The organism is Streptomyces ardesiacus (assembly GCF_003112575.1).
Classification (GTDB): Bacteria; Actinomycetota; Actinomycetes; order Streptomycetales; family Streptomycetaceae; genus Streptomyces; species Streptomyces ardesiacus.
Map to the genome: position 1 here is coordinate 1,002,964 of NZ_BEWC01000001.1, position 16,575 is coordinate 1,019,538.

General features: G+C 73.8%; 17 protein-coding genes and 1 pseudogene. 9 read left to right on the forward strand and 9 right to left on the reverse strand.

Going from position 1 to position 16,575, the window contains the following annotated elements; genetic code table 11:
* Nucleotide 1 precedes the first annotated feature (1 nt).
* Both Sdi02f_RS04250 and Sdi02f_RS04255 read left to right on the forward strand, forming a co-directional pair.
* Nucleotides 2-361 carry a sodium:proton antiporter gene (locus Sdi02f_RS04250; protein WP_030399611.1) on the forward strand — a complete coding sequence of 120 codons (360 nt, stop codon included), beginning with the start codon at nt 2-4 and terminating at the stop codon, nt 359-361.
* On the forward strand, nt 361-2,142 hold the full coding sequence (locus tag Sdi02f_RS04255; protein WP_108932701.1) for a complex I subunit 5 family protein: 1,782 nt from the start codon (nt 361-363) through the stop codon (nt 2,140-2,142). The genes Sdi02f_RS04250 and Sdi02f_RS04255 overlap by 1 nt, the downstream gene beginning before the upstream one ends.
* 23 nt (nt 2,143-2,165) lie before the next feature.
* Here the strand turns inward: Sdi02f_RS04255 and Sdi02f_RS04260 are convergent, their stop codons facing one another.
* Together Sdi02f_RS04260 and Sdi02f_RS04265 are read right to left on the reverse strand one after the other, a co-directional pair.
* Nucleotides 2,166-2,849, reverse strand: coding sequence for a DUF4230 domain-containing protein (locus Sdi02f_RS04260; protein WP_108932702.1), 684 nt, complete (start codon nt 2,847-2,849; stop codon nt 2,166-2,168).
* Nucleotides 2,850-3,000: 151 nt separating this feature from the next.
* Nucleotides 3,001-3,435 (reverse strand): annotated as a pseudogene (locus Sdi02f_RS04265) (GTP-binding protein); the annotation flags it as partial.
* Between the two features lie 72 nt (nt 3,436-3,507).
* Here Sdi02f_RS04265 and Sdi02f_RS04270 point away from each other — a divergent pair.
* Nucleotides 3,508-4,461: a ribose-phosphate diphosphokinase gene (locus Sdi02f_RS04270; protein WP_030399615.1), complete on the forward strand. Its 954-nt coding sequence runs from the start codon at nt 3,508-3,510 to the stop codon at nt 4,459-4,461.
* On the opposite strand, the gene Sdi02f_RS04275 is transcribed toward Sdi02f_RS04270, so the two are convergent.
* Both Sdi02f_RS04275 and Sdi02f_RS04280 read right to left on the reverse strand, forming a co-directional pair.
* On the reverse strand, nt 4,427-4,813 hold the full coding sequence (locus tag Sdi02f_RS04275) for an anti-sigma factor antagonist (protein ID WP_030399616.1): 387 nt from the start codon (nt 4,811-4,813) through the stop codon (nt 4,427-4,429). The genes Sdi02f_RS04270 and Sdi02f_RS04275 overlap by 35 nt on opposite strands.
* A 129-nt stretch (nt 4,814-4,942) precedes the next feature.
* Nucleotides 4,943-5,884 carry an NADP-dependent oxidoreductase gene (locus Sdi02f_RS04280; RefSeq protein ID WP_108932703.1) on the reverse strand — a complete coding sequence of 314 codons (942 nt, stop codon included), beginning with the start codon at nt 5,882-5,884 and terminating at the stop codon, nt 4,943-4,945.
* A 215-nt stretch (nt 5,885-6,099) separates the two neighbouring features.
* Here Sdi02f_RS04280 and Sdi02f_RS04285 point away from each other — a divergent pair, with 215 nt between their 5' ends.
* Nucleotides 6,100-6,495 carry a VOC family protein gene (locus Sdi02f_RS04285; protein ID WP_030399618.1) on the forward strand — a complete coding sequence of 132 codons (396 nt, stop codon included), beginning with the start codon at nt 6,100-6,102 and terminating at the stop codon, nt 6,493-6,495.
* A 15-nt stretch (nt 6,496-6,510) separates the two neighbouring features.
* Here Sdi02f_RS04285 and Sdi02f_RS04290 read toward each other — a convergent pair whose 3' ends face one another.
* Entirely contained in the window at nt 6,511-6,819 is a 309-nt protein-coding gene (locus tag Sdi02f_RS04290; RefSeq protein ID WP_030399619.1) for a DUF4235 domain-containing protein, read from the reverse strand.
* Nucleotides 6,820-6,922: 103 nt separating this feature from the next.
* A complete protein-coding gene (locus Sdi02f_RS04295) occupies nt 6,923-7,948 on the reverse strand; it encodes a glutathione S-transferase family protein (protein ID WP_030399620.1) in 1,026 nt (341 codons plus the stop codon).
* Between the two features lie 214 nt (nt 7,949-8,162).
* Here Sdi02f_RS04295 and Sdi02f_RS04300 point away from each other — a divergent pair, with 214 nt between their 5' ends.
* On the forward strand, nt 8,163-9,107 hold the full coding sequence (locus tag Sdi02f_RS04300) for a cation diffusion facilitator family transporter (RefSeq protein WP_053638765.1): 945 nt from the start codon (nt 8,163-8,165) through the stop codon (nt 9,105-9,107).
* A gap of 64 nt (nt 9,108-9,171) precedes the next feature.
* Here the strand turns inward: Sdi02f_RS04300 and Sdi02f_RS04305 are convergent, their stop codons facing one another.
* Nucleotides 9,172-9,621, reverse strand: coding sequence for a nitroreductase family deazaflavin-dependent oxidoreductase (locus Sdi02f_RS04305; protein WP_030399622.1), 450 nt, complete (start codon nt 9,619-9,621; stop codon nt 9,172-9,174).
* Nucleotides 9,622-9,998: 377 nt separating this feature from the next.
* Here Sdi02f_RS04305 and Sdi02f_RS04310 point away from each other — a divergent pair, with 377 nt between their 5' ends.
* The 4 genes from Sdi02f_RS04310 (at nt 9,999) to Sdi02f_RS04325 (ending at nt 13,135) form a co-directional block, all read left to right on the forward strand.
* Complete coding sequence (locus tag Sdi02f_RS04310; protein WP_031085288.1) at nt 9,999-11,273, forward strand: cytochrome P450; 1,275 nt, start codon at nt 9,999-10,001, stop codon at nt 11,271-11,273.
* Between the two features lie 12 nt (nt 11,274-11,285).
* Nucleotides 11,286-11,486: a ferredoxin gene (locus Sdi02f_RS04315; protein WP_030399624.1), complete on the forward strand. Its 201-nt coding sequence runs from the start codon at nt 11,286-11,288 to the stop codon at nt 11,484-11,486.
* Between the two features lie 53 nt (nt 11,487-11,539).
* Entirely contained in the window at nt 11,540-12,088 is a 549-nt protein-coding gene (locus Sdi02f_RS04320) for a flavoprotein (protein ID WP_030399625.1), read from the forward strand.
* 78 nt (nt 12,089-12,166) lie between these two features.
* Nucleotides 12,167-13,135 (forward strand): aldo/keto reductase, encoded by a 969-nt coding sequence (locus Sdi02f_RS04325; RefSeq protein WP_030399626.1) that lies wholly within the window; start codon nt 12,167-12,169, stop codon nt 13,133-13,135.
* Between the two features lie 32 nt (nt 13,136-13,167).
* On the opposite strand, the gene Sdi02f_RS04330 is transcribed toward Sdi02f_RS04325, so the two are convergent.
* Both Sdi02f_RS04330 and Sdi02f_RS04335 read right to left on the reverse strand, forming a co-directional pair.
* Nucleotides 13,168-13,848, reverse strand: a complete 681-nt coding sequence (locus Sdi02f_RS04330) for a DUF4232 domain-containing protein (RefSeq protein ID WP_108932704.1) — start codon at nt 13,846-13,848, stop codon at nt 13,168-13,170.
* A gap of 194 nt (nt 13,849-14,042) precedes the next feature.
* Nucleotides 14,043-16,424 (reverse strand): SpoIIE family protein phosphatase, encoded by a 2,382-nt coding sequence (locus Sdi02f_RS04335; protein ID WP_167458112.1) that lies wholly within the window; start codon nt 16,422-16,424, stop codon nt 14,043-14,045.
* Nucleotides 16,425-16,575: the final 151 nt, after the last annotated feature.

A 16,575-nucleotide genomic window follows, 5' to 3' on the forward strand; every position in this document is an offset into this window, starting at 1 on the left:
CATGACCGCCCTGACACACGTACTGCCCTACCTGGTGGCCGTCTGGGTCTTCCTGGCCGGCTGCTACGGCCTGGCCACCAGCCGCGACCTCATCCACGCCGTCGGCTGCCTGTCCGTGTGCCAGGCCGCCACCTACGTCCTGCTGCTGGCCGTCGGCTACCGCGACGGGGGCACCGCGCCGGTCTTCTCCGACGTCACGCCGGGCTCCCGGCCGGTGGTGGACCCCGTCGTCCAGGCCCTCGCCCTGACCGACGTCGTCGTCGGCGCCACCGTCACCGCCCTCCTGCTCGCCCTGGTCGTGCAGGTCGCCAAGCGGCACGGCACCGTGGACCCCGACGAGCTGAGCGAGCTGCGCGGCTGATGCACCACCTGCTGCCCCTCCTCGTCGCCGTACCGCTGCTCGGCGCCGCCCTGCTCGCCGCCACGGGCCGGCACCTGCCCCGCACCGTCGCGGACGGCGCCGCCTGCGCGGTCTCGGCCGGCAGCGCGGCGCTCGCCCTCCTCCTGCTGGCGCACTCCTCGCCGCCGCTGACCGAATGGGCGGGCGGCTGGGAGCCCGTGGCAGGACACAGCGTCGGCATCCTCCTGACCGGCGACGGCCCCGGCCTCGGCATGGCCGCGCTCGTCTGCGTGCTCACCCTCGCCGCCCTCGCCTACTCCCGGCGCTCCCTCGACGAGCCGCCGCACGGCCACGCCGGGGCCTTCCCGGCGCTCGTGCTGGTCTTCCAGGCGGGCATGTGCGGCTTCGCGATCGCCGGCGACCTGTTCAACGCCTTCGTCTGGTTCGAGCTGATGAGCGTCGTCGCCTACGCCCTGACCGGACACCGCGTCGAGGAGGCCCGGGCCGTGCAGGGCGCGCTCGCCTTCGCCGTGGTCAACTCGCTGGGCGCCTACGCGCTGCTGATGGGCATCGCCCTGCTCTACGCCCGTACCGGCGAACTCGCCCTGGCACGCATCGGCGACGCGCTCGACGCCCACGGGCCGCCCGACGCGCTGGTGCTGGCCGGGTTCGTCCTCGTCCTGACCGGGCTGCTGGTCAAGGCGGCGGCGGTGCCCTTCCAGTTCTGGCTGCCGGACGCACACGCGGTCGCCCCCACCCCGGTGTGCATGCTGCTGTCCGGCGTCATGGTCGAGCTGGGCGTCTTCGGCGTCTGGCGCGTCTACGACACCGTCTTCTCCGGCCCCGGCGGCCTGCCCGCCGCCGACGCGGAGCGGGTCCTGACGGTGCTGGGCGCGGCGACGGCGGTGACCGGTGCGGTGATGTGCTGGCACCAGCGGCACATCAAGCGGCTCCTCGCGTACTCGACGATCGCCCACACCGGCCTGTTCCTGATCGGTCTCGGCACCCTCACGCCCGAGGGCGACGACGGCGTCGCGCTGTACGTCGTCGGACACGCCGGGGTGAAGGCCGCGCTGTTCGCCTGCGCGGGCATCCTCCTGGACCGGTACGGCAGCGTCGACGAACACGTCCTGCACGGACGCGCCCGCCCGCTGCGCGGCGTCGCCGTGATGGTCGTCGCCGGCGCGCTGGGCCTCGCCGGACTGCCGCCGTTCGGCACGGCGCTCGGCAAGTCGTTCGCCGAGGAGGCGGCGGGCGGCCCGTTCACGGTGCTCTACGTCCTGACGAGTGCCGTGACCGCGGCGGCCGTACTGCGCGTCGCGGCAAGGGTCTTCCTGGGCCTGGGCCCGACTCCGCGGGAGGCGGGCGGGGAGGGTGCCGAGGACGCGTACGAGACGACCGGCTCGGGGGAGGAGCCCGAGAGCGGGCGGCGAATGGCCCGGGTCCCCGACACCATGACGGCGGTCCCGGCCCTGCTGCTCGCCGGGGCCCTCGCCGCCGGTGCCGTCCCCGGCTTCGGCACCGCGGTGGCCCGTGCCGTGAGCGGGGCCACCACGGCCGGTCTGGTCCACACCTCCGTGCACTGGACGCCCCTGGGCGTGGGCCTCGGCCTGCTCTCCAGCCTCCTGGCCGTGGCCCTGGCCGCCGTCGCCGTGGCCCGGCCGGGGCGGCTCGCCGTGCCGGGCCGGGCACTGCCGCTGCGCAGGCTGCAGTCCGGGCACATCGGCGACTACGTGGCGTGGCTGCTGGTGGGCACCACCGTGCTGGGGGTGCTGGCGCTCCCGGCGGTCCTGTCCGGGTGACGGACGGTGCCCACGCGCGGGCCTCAGGTCCCGTACGTCACCCGGACCTCCTCGAAGCCGAGGGACGTCAGCAGACCCCGGAGCATGGCGGTGGTGTTGCTCTCGGCGCGGGCCCTCAGCCCACTGTCCTGCGCGGCGTCGCCGATGTGCCGGGCGGCGAGCTTGCGCACGGCCTGCTCGCTGTTCGGGTTGTCGGAGAACAGGTCGCCGAGCCGGTCGAGCAGACCGCGCTGCTTGGAGACGGCGTAGGAGCGGTCGGGGTCGAGGGCCGGCTCGCCCAGCGCGGCGTGCGGCAGCCGCAGCGTGGCCGACGTCCGGTCCTCGTCGACCCTCACGTCGTCCTCGCCCACCTTCCCGAGGTCGACGTAGGCGTCGACGGTGCCGGCCCCGACGTACAGGGTGCGGGTGCCGCGGATCGCGTCCGGCAGGAATTTGGCGTCCTTCTCCAGGTCCACGACGACCTGGAAGTTGCCGGACGCGGCCTCGTAACGGCTGAGGTCCTGGACGGACTCGAGCAGCGCGGGACCCGAACGGTCCCGGGTCTCGGACCCGAAGAGGTCCTTCAGCCCCGGCAGGACACTGAGCCGCAGCCCCGCGAAGAGCACGACGAGCACCAGCACCAGCGCGGTCAGCGCCTTCGCCCAGCCGGGCATGCGCCGCGCGGGGCTCTCGACGGAATGGGTGGGCTTCCTGACGGGAGTCGTCATGGCGAGGGCCCTCCTTCCTACTGACCCGGATGCCCGCCATCTCCCCGGCCAGACAGGCGAGTTGACGCCCGACGCGGAGAGCGGGACACCGTGGACGCGCGGGGTGCGCGGGGTGCGCGGGGTGCGCGGGGTGCGCGGGGCGGGCGGCGGCTCAGCGTCCCGGCACGACCGGCCGGTCGGCGGCCGGACGCGAGGACCAGACCGCCTCCCCGCGCGTGATCCCCGGCAGCCGCAGCTCGGCCTCCCGGGCCCGCCGGGCCGGCAGCTCGCCGGTGACGATCCACGCCGGGTCGCCGCCCGTCGTACCGGTGAACCCCGCGCCCAGTGAGCCCAGCAGGGCCGTCACGGCCGCCGGCGCGTCCGCAGGGATCTCCGCCTCGAAGGCCAGGTACGGCTCGTACAGGACGGTCCCCGCCCGGGCGAGGGCGCGGCGCAGCACGATGGGCGTCAGCCCGCGGAAGTCGGCGGCGGTGCTGAGCGGCGCGCTGTAGCCGGAGCGGGTCAGCGTCACCCGGCAGTCGGTGACCGGGACTCCGGCGGGCCCGTCCGGCAGCGTGGCGTGGACCGTCTCCTCGATGGCCTGGTGGACGGGCGCGGTGCAACCGGATTTCCGTAAGCTGGGGCTTCCGGCCGGACAGGATCACGCGAGGAGCGGTCCGTGCGAGACATCGCCGTGTTCAGCGGTAGTGCCCACCCCGAGCTGGCCGAGGAGGTCTGCGCCCACCTGGGCGTGCCGCTCAGCCCCACCCGGGTCAGCCGGTTCGCCAACGACTGCCTCGAGGTGCAGCTCATGGCCAACTGCCGGCAGCGGGACGTGTTCCTCGTCCAGCCGCTGGTCAAGCCGGTCCAGGAGCACCTCGTCGAGCTGCTGCTGATGTGCGACGCGGCCCGCGGGGCGTCGGCGGGACGCATCACCGTGGTCATGCCGCACTACTCCTACGCCCGCTCCGACAAGAAGGACGCCCCGCGCATCTCCCTGGGCGGGCGCCTGGTGGCCGACCTGCTGGTGGCGGCGGGCACGAGCCGGGTCCTCGCCATGACCCTGCACTCGCCCCAGGTGCACGGCTTCTTCTCCGTCCCGGTCGACCACCTGCACGCCCTGCGCGAACTCGCCGCGCACTTCCGGCAGTACGACCTCTCCCGCGCCACCGTCGTCTCGCCGGACCTGGGCAACGCCAAGGAGGCCGCGGCGTTCGCCCGGATGCTCGGCGCCCAGGTGGCGGCCGGTGCGAAGCAGCGCTACGCCGACGACCGGGTCAGCATCAGCTCGGTGATCGGGGAGGTGGCGGGGCGGGACGTCATCGTGCTGGACGACGAGATCGCCAAGGGGAGCACGGTGCTGGAACTGCTCGACCGGCTGCGCGAGGCGGGCCCGCGCACCATCCGCCTCGCCTGTACGCACGGACTGTTCGCGGCCGGTGCGCTGGGCCGGCTCGGCGAGCAGCCGGACGTGCTGGAGATCGTGTGCACCAACACCGTGCCGGTGCCGGTGGACGACCGCCCGGACAAGCTGCGGGTCCTGTCCATCGCCCCGGCGCTGGCCGAGGCGGTGCGCCGCATCCACAACGGCGAGTCGGTCAGCGCCCTGTTCGACGCCCGGCCGGCGGGCTGACGCCGACGGCCTCGTCCAGGGTCGGCCACGGGGGCAGCAGCCGCCCCAGGCCGGTGATCCGCAGCATGCGCAGGGTCAGCGGGTGGGCGCACACCAGGTGGAGCTGCCCGCCCTGTTCCAGTACCTGGCTGCGGGCCCGGTACAGCAGGCGCAGCCCGGAGCAGTCGAAGAACTCGATGCCGCCGAGGTCCAGGACCACCCGGGCGCCGGGGCGCCGTGTCTCCCGGTCCAGGTGCGGGGCGATCTCCGCCGCCGAGGCGATGTCGATCTCACCCCGGAACTCCAGCACCGTGTGCCCCTGGTGCCGGCGCACACGGAGGTGCCGGGTGGGCGACGCCGATTCCTGCCGCACGAACCTTGCCTCCAGCCTGTCCCGGCCGCTCAGGGCCTGCTTCCGGGGGCTCAACTACCCACTTGGCGCGGAAAGTTACCCTCATCGAGCGAGTTTGAGCATGTTCGATTGACATATGTCGTCGGAATCTCAGTCGATCACGAGGACGAGCTTGCCCGTCGTACGGCCCGTCTCACCCTGCGTGTGCGCCCGCGCGGCCTCCGCCAGCGGAAACGTCCCCGCGATCTCGGCCCGCAGCTTCCCCGACTCGGCCAGACGGGCGATCTCCTTCATGTCCGCCCGGTCCGCGTCGACCAGCATCCGCACCGCCCGGACGCCCAGCCGGCCGGCCTCCTCGAAGAACTCGTCCGACCCGACCGGCAGGATCGACACCACCACCCCGCCCGGCCGCAGCACGCGCAGGGACCGCAGGGACGTGTCGCCGCCGATCGTGTCCAGGACGACGTCGACGTCCTTCACCGCCTCGGCGAAGTCCGTCTCCCGGTAGTCCACCGTCTCGTCCGCACCCAGCGAGCGCAGGAAGGCGTGCTTGCCCGCGCTGGCCGTACCGATCACGTGGGCGCCCCGGGCCTTGGCGATCTGCACCGCCGCGTGGCCCACCCCGCCGGCCGCCGCATGGACGAGCACCCTCTGCCCCGGCTGTACGTCCGCCCGCTCCACCAGGGCCTGCCACGCCGTCAGCGACACCAGCGGGAGCGCGCCCGCCTGGACGTGGTCGATCCCGGCCGGCTTGTGGGTGAACACGCGCGCCGGAGCGGTGACGTACTCCGCGTGGGAACCGTGGCCGAAGGGATAGGACAGCATGCCGAAGACCTCGTCGCCGGGCCGGAACGCCGCCACGCCGATCCCCACCGACTCCACCACGCCCGACACGTCCCAGCCCAGCACGAAGGGAGGCTCGCCGAGGAAGCCGCCGTTCGCCCGGTGCTTCCAGTCGGTCGGATTCACCCCGGCGGCACGCACCCGTACCAGCACCTCGTTGGGACGCGGCTCGGGGCGCTCCAGCCGCACCTCCTTCAGGACCTCGGGACCGCCGAGGACGTCCTGGCCTACTGCGCGCATGGTGTTCATCGGGACCTCGCAACTCAGGGAGGGGACGGGGGACACGGTTGGCAACCTCCGACGTGATCGTGCCATTCCCCGCGCCGCCCGGCACCGTGAGCCGGGTGCCCCCGACGGGTGAGGGCCGGGCGGGGCGTTCGCCGACTGATTCGGCCGGGCGGGGATATGCGCAAGGCAGGGGGCACGGGGCACGGCGTCCCACGCCCGGAACCTTCGGAGGAGACATGGCACTGGTCAACGCGGGCGTCGTGGTGCTCGACTGCGCCGAACCCGAGCGGCTCGCCGAGTTCTACAAGGGCCTGCTGGGCGCGCAGGAGAGTGACGTGAGCGCCAACCGGATCGAGATCGAGGGCCCGGGCGGCTTCCGCATGGCCTTCCGGCGGGACGTGAACGCCACCCCGCCGAGCTGGCCCCGCCCGGAGAACTCCCTCCAGGTCCACCTGGACTTCGTGGTGGCGGACCTGGACGAGGCCGAGCGCGCGATCGTGGGGCTCGGCGGACGCCCGGTGGAGGCGAAGGACCCGGTCGGCCCGCACGAGGAGCGCGGCTTCTCCGACCCGGCCGGCCACTCCTTCACCCTCCGCCACGCCCTCGCGCCCACGGCACCCAAGCAGGGATAGCACCCGTCCGCCGGATCAGTCCCGGCCGCCCTTGCCGGCGACCGGCCAGGTCCCCGTGGAGCGCTGGATGGCCTTGGCGCCCGTGCGGTCCACGGCGCTGCGCACCGCGGCGAAGATGGCGCCCTGGATCGCCGCGGCCAGCAGGATCTCGCCCCATCCGCGGTCCGGGTCCAGGGCGTCGGGTGCGTCGTCCTCGTGCCGGAGCAGCTTCCAGGTCTTCTGGAACGTCATCCCGGCCAGCGTGCCGCCCAGCCAGCCGAGCGCGAACCCGACGGGCTTGTAGGCGAGGGGCAGCTTCTGCTTCTTCTTCGCCTTCTTCGCCATGGGAATCTCTCCTTGTCCTCGTGTGCGGACTCGTGTGCGGACTCGTGTGCGGCCTCGTGTGCGCCGATCGGTCGTGCGCGTCGGACGGTCGTGCGCGTCGCGGTCAGGGCCTGCCGCGCACCGGTACCTCCTCGTCGGCCGGGACCGGCCCCGGCGGGGTGCCGTCGCCGAACGGACGGCCGCCCAGCTCCTGCCGGTGGTGGGGCGTCAGCCAGCCGGCCAGGTCCGGGCCGAGGGGGACGATGCGCGTCGGATTGATGCCGGTGTGCACCTGGTAGTAGTGGCGTTTGATGTGGTCGAAGTCGACCGTGTCCCCGAATCCCGGCGTCTGGAACAGGTCGCGGGCGTACCCCCACAGCACCGGGTTCTCCGTCAGCTTCCAGCGGTTGCACTTGAAGTGACCGTGGTAGACCGCGTCGAAGCGGACCAGCGTAGTGAACAGCCGGATGTCCGCCTCCGTGATCGTGTCGCCGACCAGGTAGCGCTGCCGCTCCAGCCGGGGCGTCAGTTGCTCCAGCCGCCGGAACACCCCGGCGCACGCGGCCTCGTACTCCTCCTGGCCGGTGGCGAAACCCGCCCGGTACACCCCGTTGTTGACGTCCTCGTAGACCCCGGCCATCACCTCGTCGATCTCGTCGCGCAGGGCCTGCGGATACAGGTCGGGCGCGCCCGGCCGGTGCAGGGCGGTCCACTCGGTCGCGAGGTCGAGGGTGATCTGCTGGTAGTCGTTGGTGACGAGTGCCCCGCTGGGCACGTCCACGACCGCCGGTACGCTCACCCCGCCCGGGTAGCCGGTCTCCCGCCGGTCGTAGGCCTCGCTGAGGTAGCGGATGCCGAGGACGGGGTCCCGGCCGTCCGGGTCGAGCGTGAACCGCCAGCTCCGGTCGTCCTGGACCGGGTCGGCGACCGCCAGGGACAGGGCGTCCTCCAGACCGAGCAGCCGCCGGGACACCAGGGCCCGGCTCGCCCACGGACAGGCGCGGCTCACCACCAGCCGGTAGCGGCCGGCCTCCACCGGCCAGCCGTCCCGGCCGTCCGCCGTGATCCGGTCCGCGAAATGGCTGCGGGACCGTTTGAACGCCTTCTTCCCGTAGCCGCTGTTGCCCGGGGTGCCGTCGTCACCGCTCATGGCCCTGCCCTTCCGCCGTCCTGTGTCTGTGTGCGGGCGCTCCCCGTCGTTCCTGTGCCCCTGTGTAGGCGTTCCCCGTTTTCGCCCGTCGGCACGGGCGGCCACCCGCAAGGCGGGTGTGAGCCGCGCCGGCCGGGGCAGTCGGGGCTTCGTGAGCGGGACAGCAGGAGAAGAGGAGCGGGGCCGCAGGGCCGACCGCAGGACACGCGTCACCGTGCTCGTGGCCCTCGCGGCCAACCTGGTGATCGCGGTGGCCAAGGCCGTCGGCGGGTTCGTCGCGGGGTCGCCCGCGCTGCTGTCGGAGGCGGCACACTCCGTCGCGGACAGCATGAACGAGATCTTCCTCCTCGCCGCACTGCGCCGCAGCCGCCGCCCCGCCGACCGCAAGCACCCCTTCGGCTACGGCAAGGAACGCTTCTTCTGGTCGCTGCTCGCGGCCGTCGGCATCTTCGTCATGGGCGGCTGCTTCTCCTTCTTCCAGGGCGCCGAGGCCCTGCGCGACGGGGCGGACGAGAGCCTCGGCGGCTACGTGGCCGGGCTGATCGTGCTCGGCATCGCCCTGCTCGCGGAGGGCGGCTCCCTGCTGCGGGCCCTGCACCAGGTACGCGGCCAGGGCGGGCTCGCCGAGGGGCTGCGGGACCCGGCGCTGCGCACGGTCGTCGCCGAGGACGGCACCGCGGTGCTCGGCGTCACCCTCGCCATGGCCGGCATGGCGCTGCACATGGTCACCGGGCAGGTGGTGTGGGAGGCCTGCGCCTCGCTCGCCATCGGCGCACTGCTCGTCCACGTGGCCTACCGGCTGGGCCGCGAGGCCCGCGACCAGCTCATCGGCGAGGCGGCCGACCCCGAGGCCAGCGGACGGATCCGGGCGCTGCTGGCGGCCCAGCCGGAGATCGACAGCGTCGAGGCGCTGTTCACCATGAAGACCGGCCTCGACTCCACCCTGGTGGCCGCACGCGTCGACCTCGTGCCGGGCCTGGACAGCGAACAGGTGGAGGAGGTCGCCGTGCGCATCAAGAGGTCGATCAGGCGCACCGTCCCCGAGGCCCGGCAGGTCTTCCTCGACGTCACGGACCGGCCCGCGCGGGAGGCGGCGGGAAGCCCCGCCGCGACGACGGCGGAAGGCCCCGCCGCGACGGGGGAACGCGGCGGGGCCTGAACGACGTCTTCCCGGCACCCGCCGCTCCATGCACGCCGATCCGGGAAACCTTCGCGCGCCCGGTTCAGCCCGCGTCGGCCGGCTCCAGGACGAAGACCGGGATCTCCCGGTCCGTCTTCTCCTGGTAGTCCGCGTACGACGGGAACGCCGCGACGGCGCGCTCCCACCACTGCGCCTTCTCCGCGCCCGTGACCTCACGGGCCGTCATGTCCCGCTTCACCGGCCCGTCCTGGAGCTCCACGTGGGGATCGGCGAGCACGTTGAAGTACCAGACCGGGTGCTTGGGCGCCCCGCCCAGGGAGGCGACCGCGGCGTAGCGGCCCTCGTGCTCGACGCGCATCAGCGGCGTCTTGCGCAGCTTGCCGCTCCGCGCGCCCCGGGTGGTCAGCACGATCACGGGCAGGCCGGTGTCCCGCAGGGTCGTGCCCTTGGTGCCGCCCGAGCTCTCGTACAGCTCGACCTGTTCGCGCACCCACTGCGTGGGGCTGGGTTCGTACTCGCCGTCAAGAGGCATGTGTGTCCGTCCGTATTCGTCGTGGCGTGAGGCCGGCCGGGTGGGCACCGACGACCGGCGCTTGAGCATCCTTACCGCATCCTGCCCCTCGTACCCCTGTGGTCGCGAGAACATCCGGACGGCATCGCTCCGGCCGCCGTCCCGCACACCGTGCCGCTCGGCCAGTTCCCGGGCGCGCCCGGGGGCGCCGGAGGTCCCGATCGCGCCACTCGCGCCGCCGGTGCGAGCGGTGCGGCGGGGTTCCCGCCGTCCCCGGCCGGTGGTCCCCGGCCACTCTGCCGCCGCCGGCGATCTGGCCGAACTTGCCGTCGCTCCATAGATGCCTGAGGCATCTAATGAAGATCGGCAGGACGCACTCTTCGTCTGCGAGGTCTTCCATGACGGACACCGACACCGGCAAGACGACGGACACCGATACGACGACGGCCACCCCCGCGACTGACCCGGCCCCGGCGGACCGGACCCCGGCGGCCCCCGTCGCCTTCCCGCAGGACCGGACCTGTCCCTACCACCCGCCCGCCGCCTACGCCCCGCTGCGCGCCACCCGGCCGCTGACCCGGGTCACCCTCTTCGACGGCCGCCAGGCCTGGCTGGTGACGGGGCACACCGCCGCCCGCCGGCTGCTGGCCGACCAGCGCCTGTCGAGCGACCGCTCCCGCGACGGCTTCCCCGTCACGTCGGCGCGCCTGGCGGGCGTACGCGGTCGCAAGGCCGCCCTGGTCGGTGTCGACGACCCCGAACACCGAACCCAACGCAGAATGGTGCTCCCCGAGTTCACCTTGCGGCGCGCCGCCGCTCTGCGCCCGCACATCCGGCGGATCGTCGGCGAACGGCTCGACACGATGATCGCGGGGGGCCCGCCCGCCGATCTGGTGTCGGCCTTCGCGCTGCCCGTGCCCTCAATGGTGATCTGCGCACTGCTCGGGGTGCCCTACGCCGACCACGAGTTCTTCGAGGAACAGTCCCGCCGGCTGCTGCGCGGCCCGCTGCCCGCCGACACCGTCGACGCCCGGGACCGGCTGGAGGCGTACCTGGGGGAGCTGATCGACCGCAAGCGGAGGGAGCCCGGCGACGGCCTGCTGGACGACCTGGTGCGGAGGCAGCGGAACGAGGGGAGGACCGACCGCGAACAGCTCGTCGCCTTCGCGGTGATCCTGCTGGTCGCGGGCCACGAGACCACCGCCAACATGATCTCGCTGGGCACCTACACCCTCCTGACCAACCCCGGCAGGCTGGCCGAACTGCGTGCGGAGCCCGGGCTGCTGCCCGACGCCGTGGAGGAGCTGATGCGGGTCCTGTCGATCGCGGACGGGCTGCTGCGCATGGCCGTCGAGGACATCGAGGTGGACGGGCAGATCATCCGGGCCGGCGAGGGGGTCGTCTTCTCGACCTCGGTCATCAACCGCGACGAGTCCGTCTACCCCGACCCGGACGCCCTCGACTGGCACCGTCCCGCCCGCCACCACGTCGCCTTCGGGTTCGGCATCCACCAGTGCCTCGGCCAGAACCTGGCCCGCGCCGAACTGGAGATCGCCCTGCACGCCCTCTTCGAGCGGCTGCCCACGCTGCGCCTGGCCGCCCCGGCGGACGAGATCCCCTTCAAGCCCGGCGACACCGTCCAGGGGATGCTGGAACTCCCCGTGACCTGGTAGGAGTGTGCGGACATGCGGATCGGCATCGACAAGGACACCTGCATCGGCGCGGGACAGTGCGCCCTGACCGCCCCCGACGTCTTCACCCAGGACGACGACGGCTGCGGCACGCTCCGGCCCGGCCGGGAGGACGGCGGCGGCAGCGCGCTGGTACGGGAGGCGGCCCGTGCCTGTCCCGTGGGCGCGATCACCGTGTCGGAACGGGTGGGCTGAGCCCCGCACCCGCGCCCGCCCGCGTCCGGAGGCCGCCCACTAGGGTCTCGGGGATGAGCGAACACGCGGGGAGCGACAGGACCGCACGGCCCTTCCTCTACGTCGTCGTCTGCGCCGCGGGCGTGGCCGACGGCGTGGACGGGCTGATCGACGCGGCGCGGGAACGCGGCTGGGAGGTCGGGGTCGTGGCGACACCGGTCGCCATGGGCGGCTTCTTCGACGTGGCAGCCGTCGAGGACCGCACCGGCCGCCCGGTCCGCTCGGCCTGGCGCACACCGGACGATCCGCGGCCCTTCCCGGCGCCCGACGCCGTCGTGGTCGCGCCCGCGACCTTCAACACGATCAACAAGTGGGCCGCGGGCCTTGCCGACACCCTCGCCGTGGCCACCCTGTGCGAGGCGTCCGGTCTGGGCGTCCCCCTGGCCGTCCTGCCGTGCGTCGCCGACGCGCTGGCCTCCCACCCCGCCTACCGGGAGAGCCTGGCCCGGCTGCGGGGCATGGGCGTGCGCTTCGGCGACCGGTACACCGGGGACCCGGGGGAGGACGGCAGGCGTCCGGAGTTCGGCTGGGAACGGGCGCTGGACCTGGTCGAACGGCGCTGACCCGCACGGAGTCCGCGCCCGCCCGAGGACGTACGCTCGCCCTCGTACCGATGACCGGCGAAGACAGGAGCGGCAACGATGCAGTATGTGAAGCTCGGTTCGACGGGCCTGGACGTGTCGCGGATCTGCCTGGGCTGCATGACCTACGGCGTTCCCGACCGCGGCACGCACGAGTGGACCCTCGACGAGGAGGCCTCGCGCCCGCTGATCCGTCAGGCGCTGGAGGCCGGGATCACCTTCTTCGACACGGCCAACGTCTACTCCGACGGCACCAGCGAGGAGATCGTCGGCAGGGCGCTGGCCGACTTCGCCCGCCGGGACGACATCGTGCTCGCGACCAAGGTGCACGGACGAATGCGGCCCGGACCCAACGGCGGGGGACTGTCCCGCAAGGCGGTCATGACCGAGATCGATCACAGTCTGCGGCGCCTGGGCACCGACTACGTCGACCTCTACCAGATCCACCGCTTCGACCCGCACACCCCGGTCGAGGAGACGATGGAGGCGCTGCACGACCTGGTGAAGGCGGGCAAGGTCCGCTACATCGGGGCCAGTTCGATGTACGCCTGGCAGTTCTCCAAGATGCAGTACACCGCCGAGCGGCACGGCTGGACCAGATTCGTGTCCATGCAGAACCACTACAACCTCGTCTACCGCGAGGAGGAGCGCGAGATGCTCCCCCTCTGCGCGGACCAGGGCGTCGGAGTGCTGCCCTGGAGCCCGCTCGCCCGCGGCCGCCTCACCCGCGACTGGGACACCGCCACCGGGCGCAGCGCCACCGACGACTTCGGCAGCACCCTCTACCAGGAGGGCGACCGGGCCGTGGTCGAGGCCGTCACCCGCATCGCCGCCGAGCGCGGCGTCCCGCGCGCCCAGGTGGCCCTGGCCTGGCTGCTGCACCAGGACACCGTGACGGCCCCCGTCGTCGGCGCCTCCAGGCCGGGGCACCTCCAGGACGCCGTGGCGGCGGTGGAACTGACGCTCGGTGAGAAGGAGATCGAGGAACTGGAGCGCCCCTACGCCCCGCACCCGATCGCCGGTCACTGAGCGGGGGACCGGTACGGCGGGGCGCCGGTGCCTCAGGGGCCGGTGCCCGCCTCCAGGGCGGTCAGGGACACCGACGACGCGTTGCCGCCGACCGGCACCTCACCGGCCGTCCACCGCACCTTCAGGGGCTCCCGCTCGTCCGGCGGGGTGACGAGCAGCGTGGTCGGAGTGGTCGTACGGGCGCCGCTGATCTGCGGGCTGGAGAACGACAGCCCGGCCCACGCGCTGCTGCCCGGCGCCAGCGTCACCGTCCGGGGGGAGCCGGGGGCGCGCTCGGGATCCGGGCCGAGCTGCTTGCCGGAGGCGTCCACGAAGGCGGCGCCGGGATAGCCGTGCACCGTGCAGGTGCGGCCGGAGGTGTTGGTCAGCACGACGGGGAAGTTGCGCTGGCCCGCCCCCGGGTCCACGCGGCCCACCGAGGCCCGCAGTTCACCGGTGTGGCAGCGGCCGTCGGTACGGGCCGAGGCGGAGGCCGAGCCCGCCGTGCCGCTGGGCACGGCACCGGCCGCCGTGGTGGTGTCGTCGGGCGCCGCGGTACCGGCGCCCGGCTCCGCGCTGCTGCTGCGGGCGGAGCCGGGCGGCGGCACGGAGCCGAGCTCCGGCGTGCCGCTCGACGTGGCGCTCTCGCTGCCGCAGGCGGTCAGCAGACCGAGCAACGCGACCCCGCTCGCGAACAGGGCCGCCCGGCGCACCGGCTGGGACGTGTCAGCCATCGCTACTCCACACTCCCGTCAGGATCCCGCACCCGGCCCCTTTCGGACCGGAACCGGGTGCTCCGTCCTGTCGAGTGTCCCGCCGCGGGCCCCGGGAAACGAGGGGGCGCACTGGGCGCGGAAGGTGGCATGCGGAAGCGGGGTGGTGAAGCCGGGCGCCGCAGCGAGGTGCGCGCGGGGGCGCCCACGCCCGCTCACTCCGCGTCGTCGAGCAGCCCCAGTTCGGCCCAGATGGTCTTGCCCTCGGCCGTGTGCCGGCTGCCCCAGCGCTGGGTGAGCTGGGCCACCAGCAGCAGACCGCGCCCGCCCTCGTCCCAGGTCCTGGCCCGGCGCAGATGCGGCGCGGTGTGACTGGTGTCGGAGACCTCGCAGATCAGCGTGGCCGTGTCGTGGATCAGCCGGAGCCGGATCGGCGGGGAGCCGTACCGGATGGCGTTGGTGACCAGCTCGCTCACGACCAGCTCGGCGGTGAAGGTGGCCTCCATCAGGCCCCAGTCGGCGAGCCGGTCGAGGACCTGCTTGCGCACCGGCGCGACCAGGGCCGGGTCGGCGGGGATGTCCCAGGTGGCGACCTGACCGGCGGGCAGCCCCCGGGTCCGCGCCAGCAGCAGGGCCACGTCGTCGGCGGCGTTGCCCGAGGGGAGGAGGGTGGCCAGAACCCGGTCGCAGGCGGCGTCCAGGGAGTCGGCGGGGGCGGCGAGCGCCTCGCGCAGCAGCGCCTGGCCCGCGTCGGTGTCCCGCTCCCGGCTCTCGACCAGGCCGTCGGTGTAGAGGGCCAGCACGCTGCCCTCACGCAGCTCCATCTCGGCCGACTCGAACGGCAGCCCGCCCACGCCCAGGGGCGGTCCGGAGGGGAGCCGGACCTGCTCGGGCGGTCCGTCCGGCGGGACCAGCACGGGCGCCGGGTGTCCGGCGCGGGCCATGGAGCAGTGCCGCGACACCGGGTCGTAGACCACGTACAGGCACGTCGCGCCGACCTCGCCCGCCCGGTCGTCGCCGGACTCCTCGGACAGCCGTACCACCAGGTCGTCGAGGTGGGTGAGCAGTTCCTCCGGCGTCAGGTCGATGTCCGCGAGGGTGCGCACGGCGGTGCGCAGCCGGCCCATGGTGGCCGAGGCCGGGATGCCGTGCCCGACGACGTCCCCGGCGACCATGGCGACGCGCATCCCGGACAGCGGGATGACGTCGAACCAGTCGCCGCCGACGCCCGAACGGGCCGCCGGAAGGTAGCGGGAGGCCGCCTGCACCGCGGCCGTGGGCGGCAGCCACCGGGGCAGCAGGCTGCGCTGCAGGGTCAGGGTGGCCTCGCGCTCGCGCGAGTAGCGGCGGGCGTTGTCGATGCAGACGGCGGCGCGCGCGCTGACCTCCTCGGCCAGCAGCACGTCGTCGTGGGTGAAGGGGTCGGGCCGCCGGAAGCGGGTGAAGACGGCGACGCCGAGGGTGGTGCCGCGGGCCTGCAGGGGCACCGACATCGTGGAGTGGATGCCGTACTCCGCCACCCGGCGCAGGCGCTCGGGGTCCCACCGCAGCCAGCGTTCGAGATCGCCGTAGGCCACCGAGGCCACGATCGCCTGCCCCGAGAGCAGGCACTCGGCCTGGGGCGACCCGGCGGGGTAGACGTCCAGGCGGCCGAGCTCGGACACGGACTGCGGGCATTCCTCCGTGACCGACTGGTGTGCCGTGCGGCGCAGGTCGAACGGCGGCTCGGCCACGGCGGCGGGCTCCCCGCCGTGGTCCCGCGGATCCAGCAGGTCGACGCTGACGAAGTCGGCGAGCGCGGGCACGCACACGTCGGCCAGTTCCTGCGCCGTACGGGTGACGTCGAGGGTGGTGCCGATGCGGACACTGGCCTCGTTGACCAGTTGCAGCCGCTCCCGGGCGCGGTGCTGCTCCGTGAAGTCGTGGACGCTCACACACACCCCGCACACCCGGCCGTCGGGGTCGGTGAGCGGTGCGATCCGGGCGTTCCACGCGTGGGCGCGGCTCTCGCCGTCGGCCTTGAAGCGGCTCTGCATGTCGTGCCGGCGGCCGGTGGCGAGCACGCGCCGCATCAGCCGTTCCAGCTCCGCGTTCTGGGGCCGGCCGCTGAAGTCGGTGGCCCGCAGGCCGCGCACCCGGTCCGGCGGCAGACCGATCAGCCGCGCCATGGCGTCGTTGGCCCCGCGCAGCAGGAGCCGGTCGTCGAAGACCATCATGGCGCAGGGCGACTGGGTCAGAGCCGCTCTGACCAGGGGGTCGTCCTCCGGTTCGGGACCGGATTCCAGCGGGGTGACGGCGAGCCACGTGGCGGAGGCGCCGTCCTCCTCCGGCCGGCGGTGCGCGAGCACCCACACCGACACGGTGTGCCCGTCGCGGTGCCGCAGTGCCAGGGTGCCGCTCCAGCGGTCGTCGTCGTGCCGGGGAGGTGTGCCGTCACCGCGGTGCGCGAGCAGGTCGGCGGCGGGGCGTCCGACGACGTCGGCGGCCGGGTGGCCGAGGAGCAGGCGGGCGCCCTCGTTCCACTCGCGCAGGGTGCCGGAGCCGTCGACGACGGCGCGGGCCGTGGCGGCATCGTCGAACGGGTTGACCGGACTCATCGTCGCCACTCCATTGCGCACACTCACAGTGATCAGCGCGTCACCTTCTTCCCAGCCTAGTGGGTCCGGGCCCCGCGCGGACCCGAACCCACCGGGCGCATCGGGCCGGGCCGCCGCGCCCCCGACCGGGGCGGTCCGGGCGGCGCCGGGC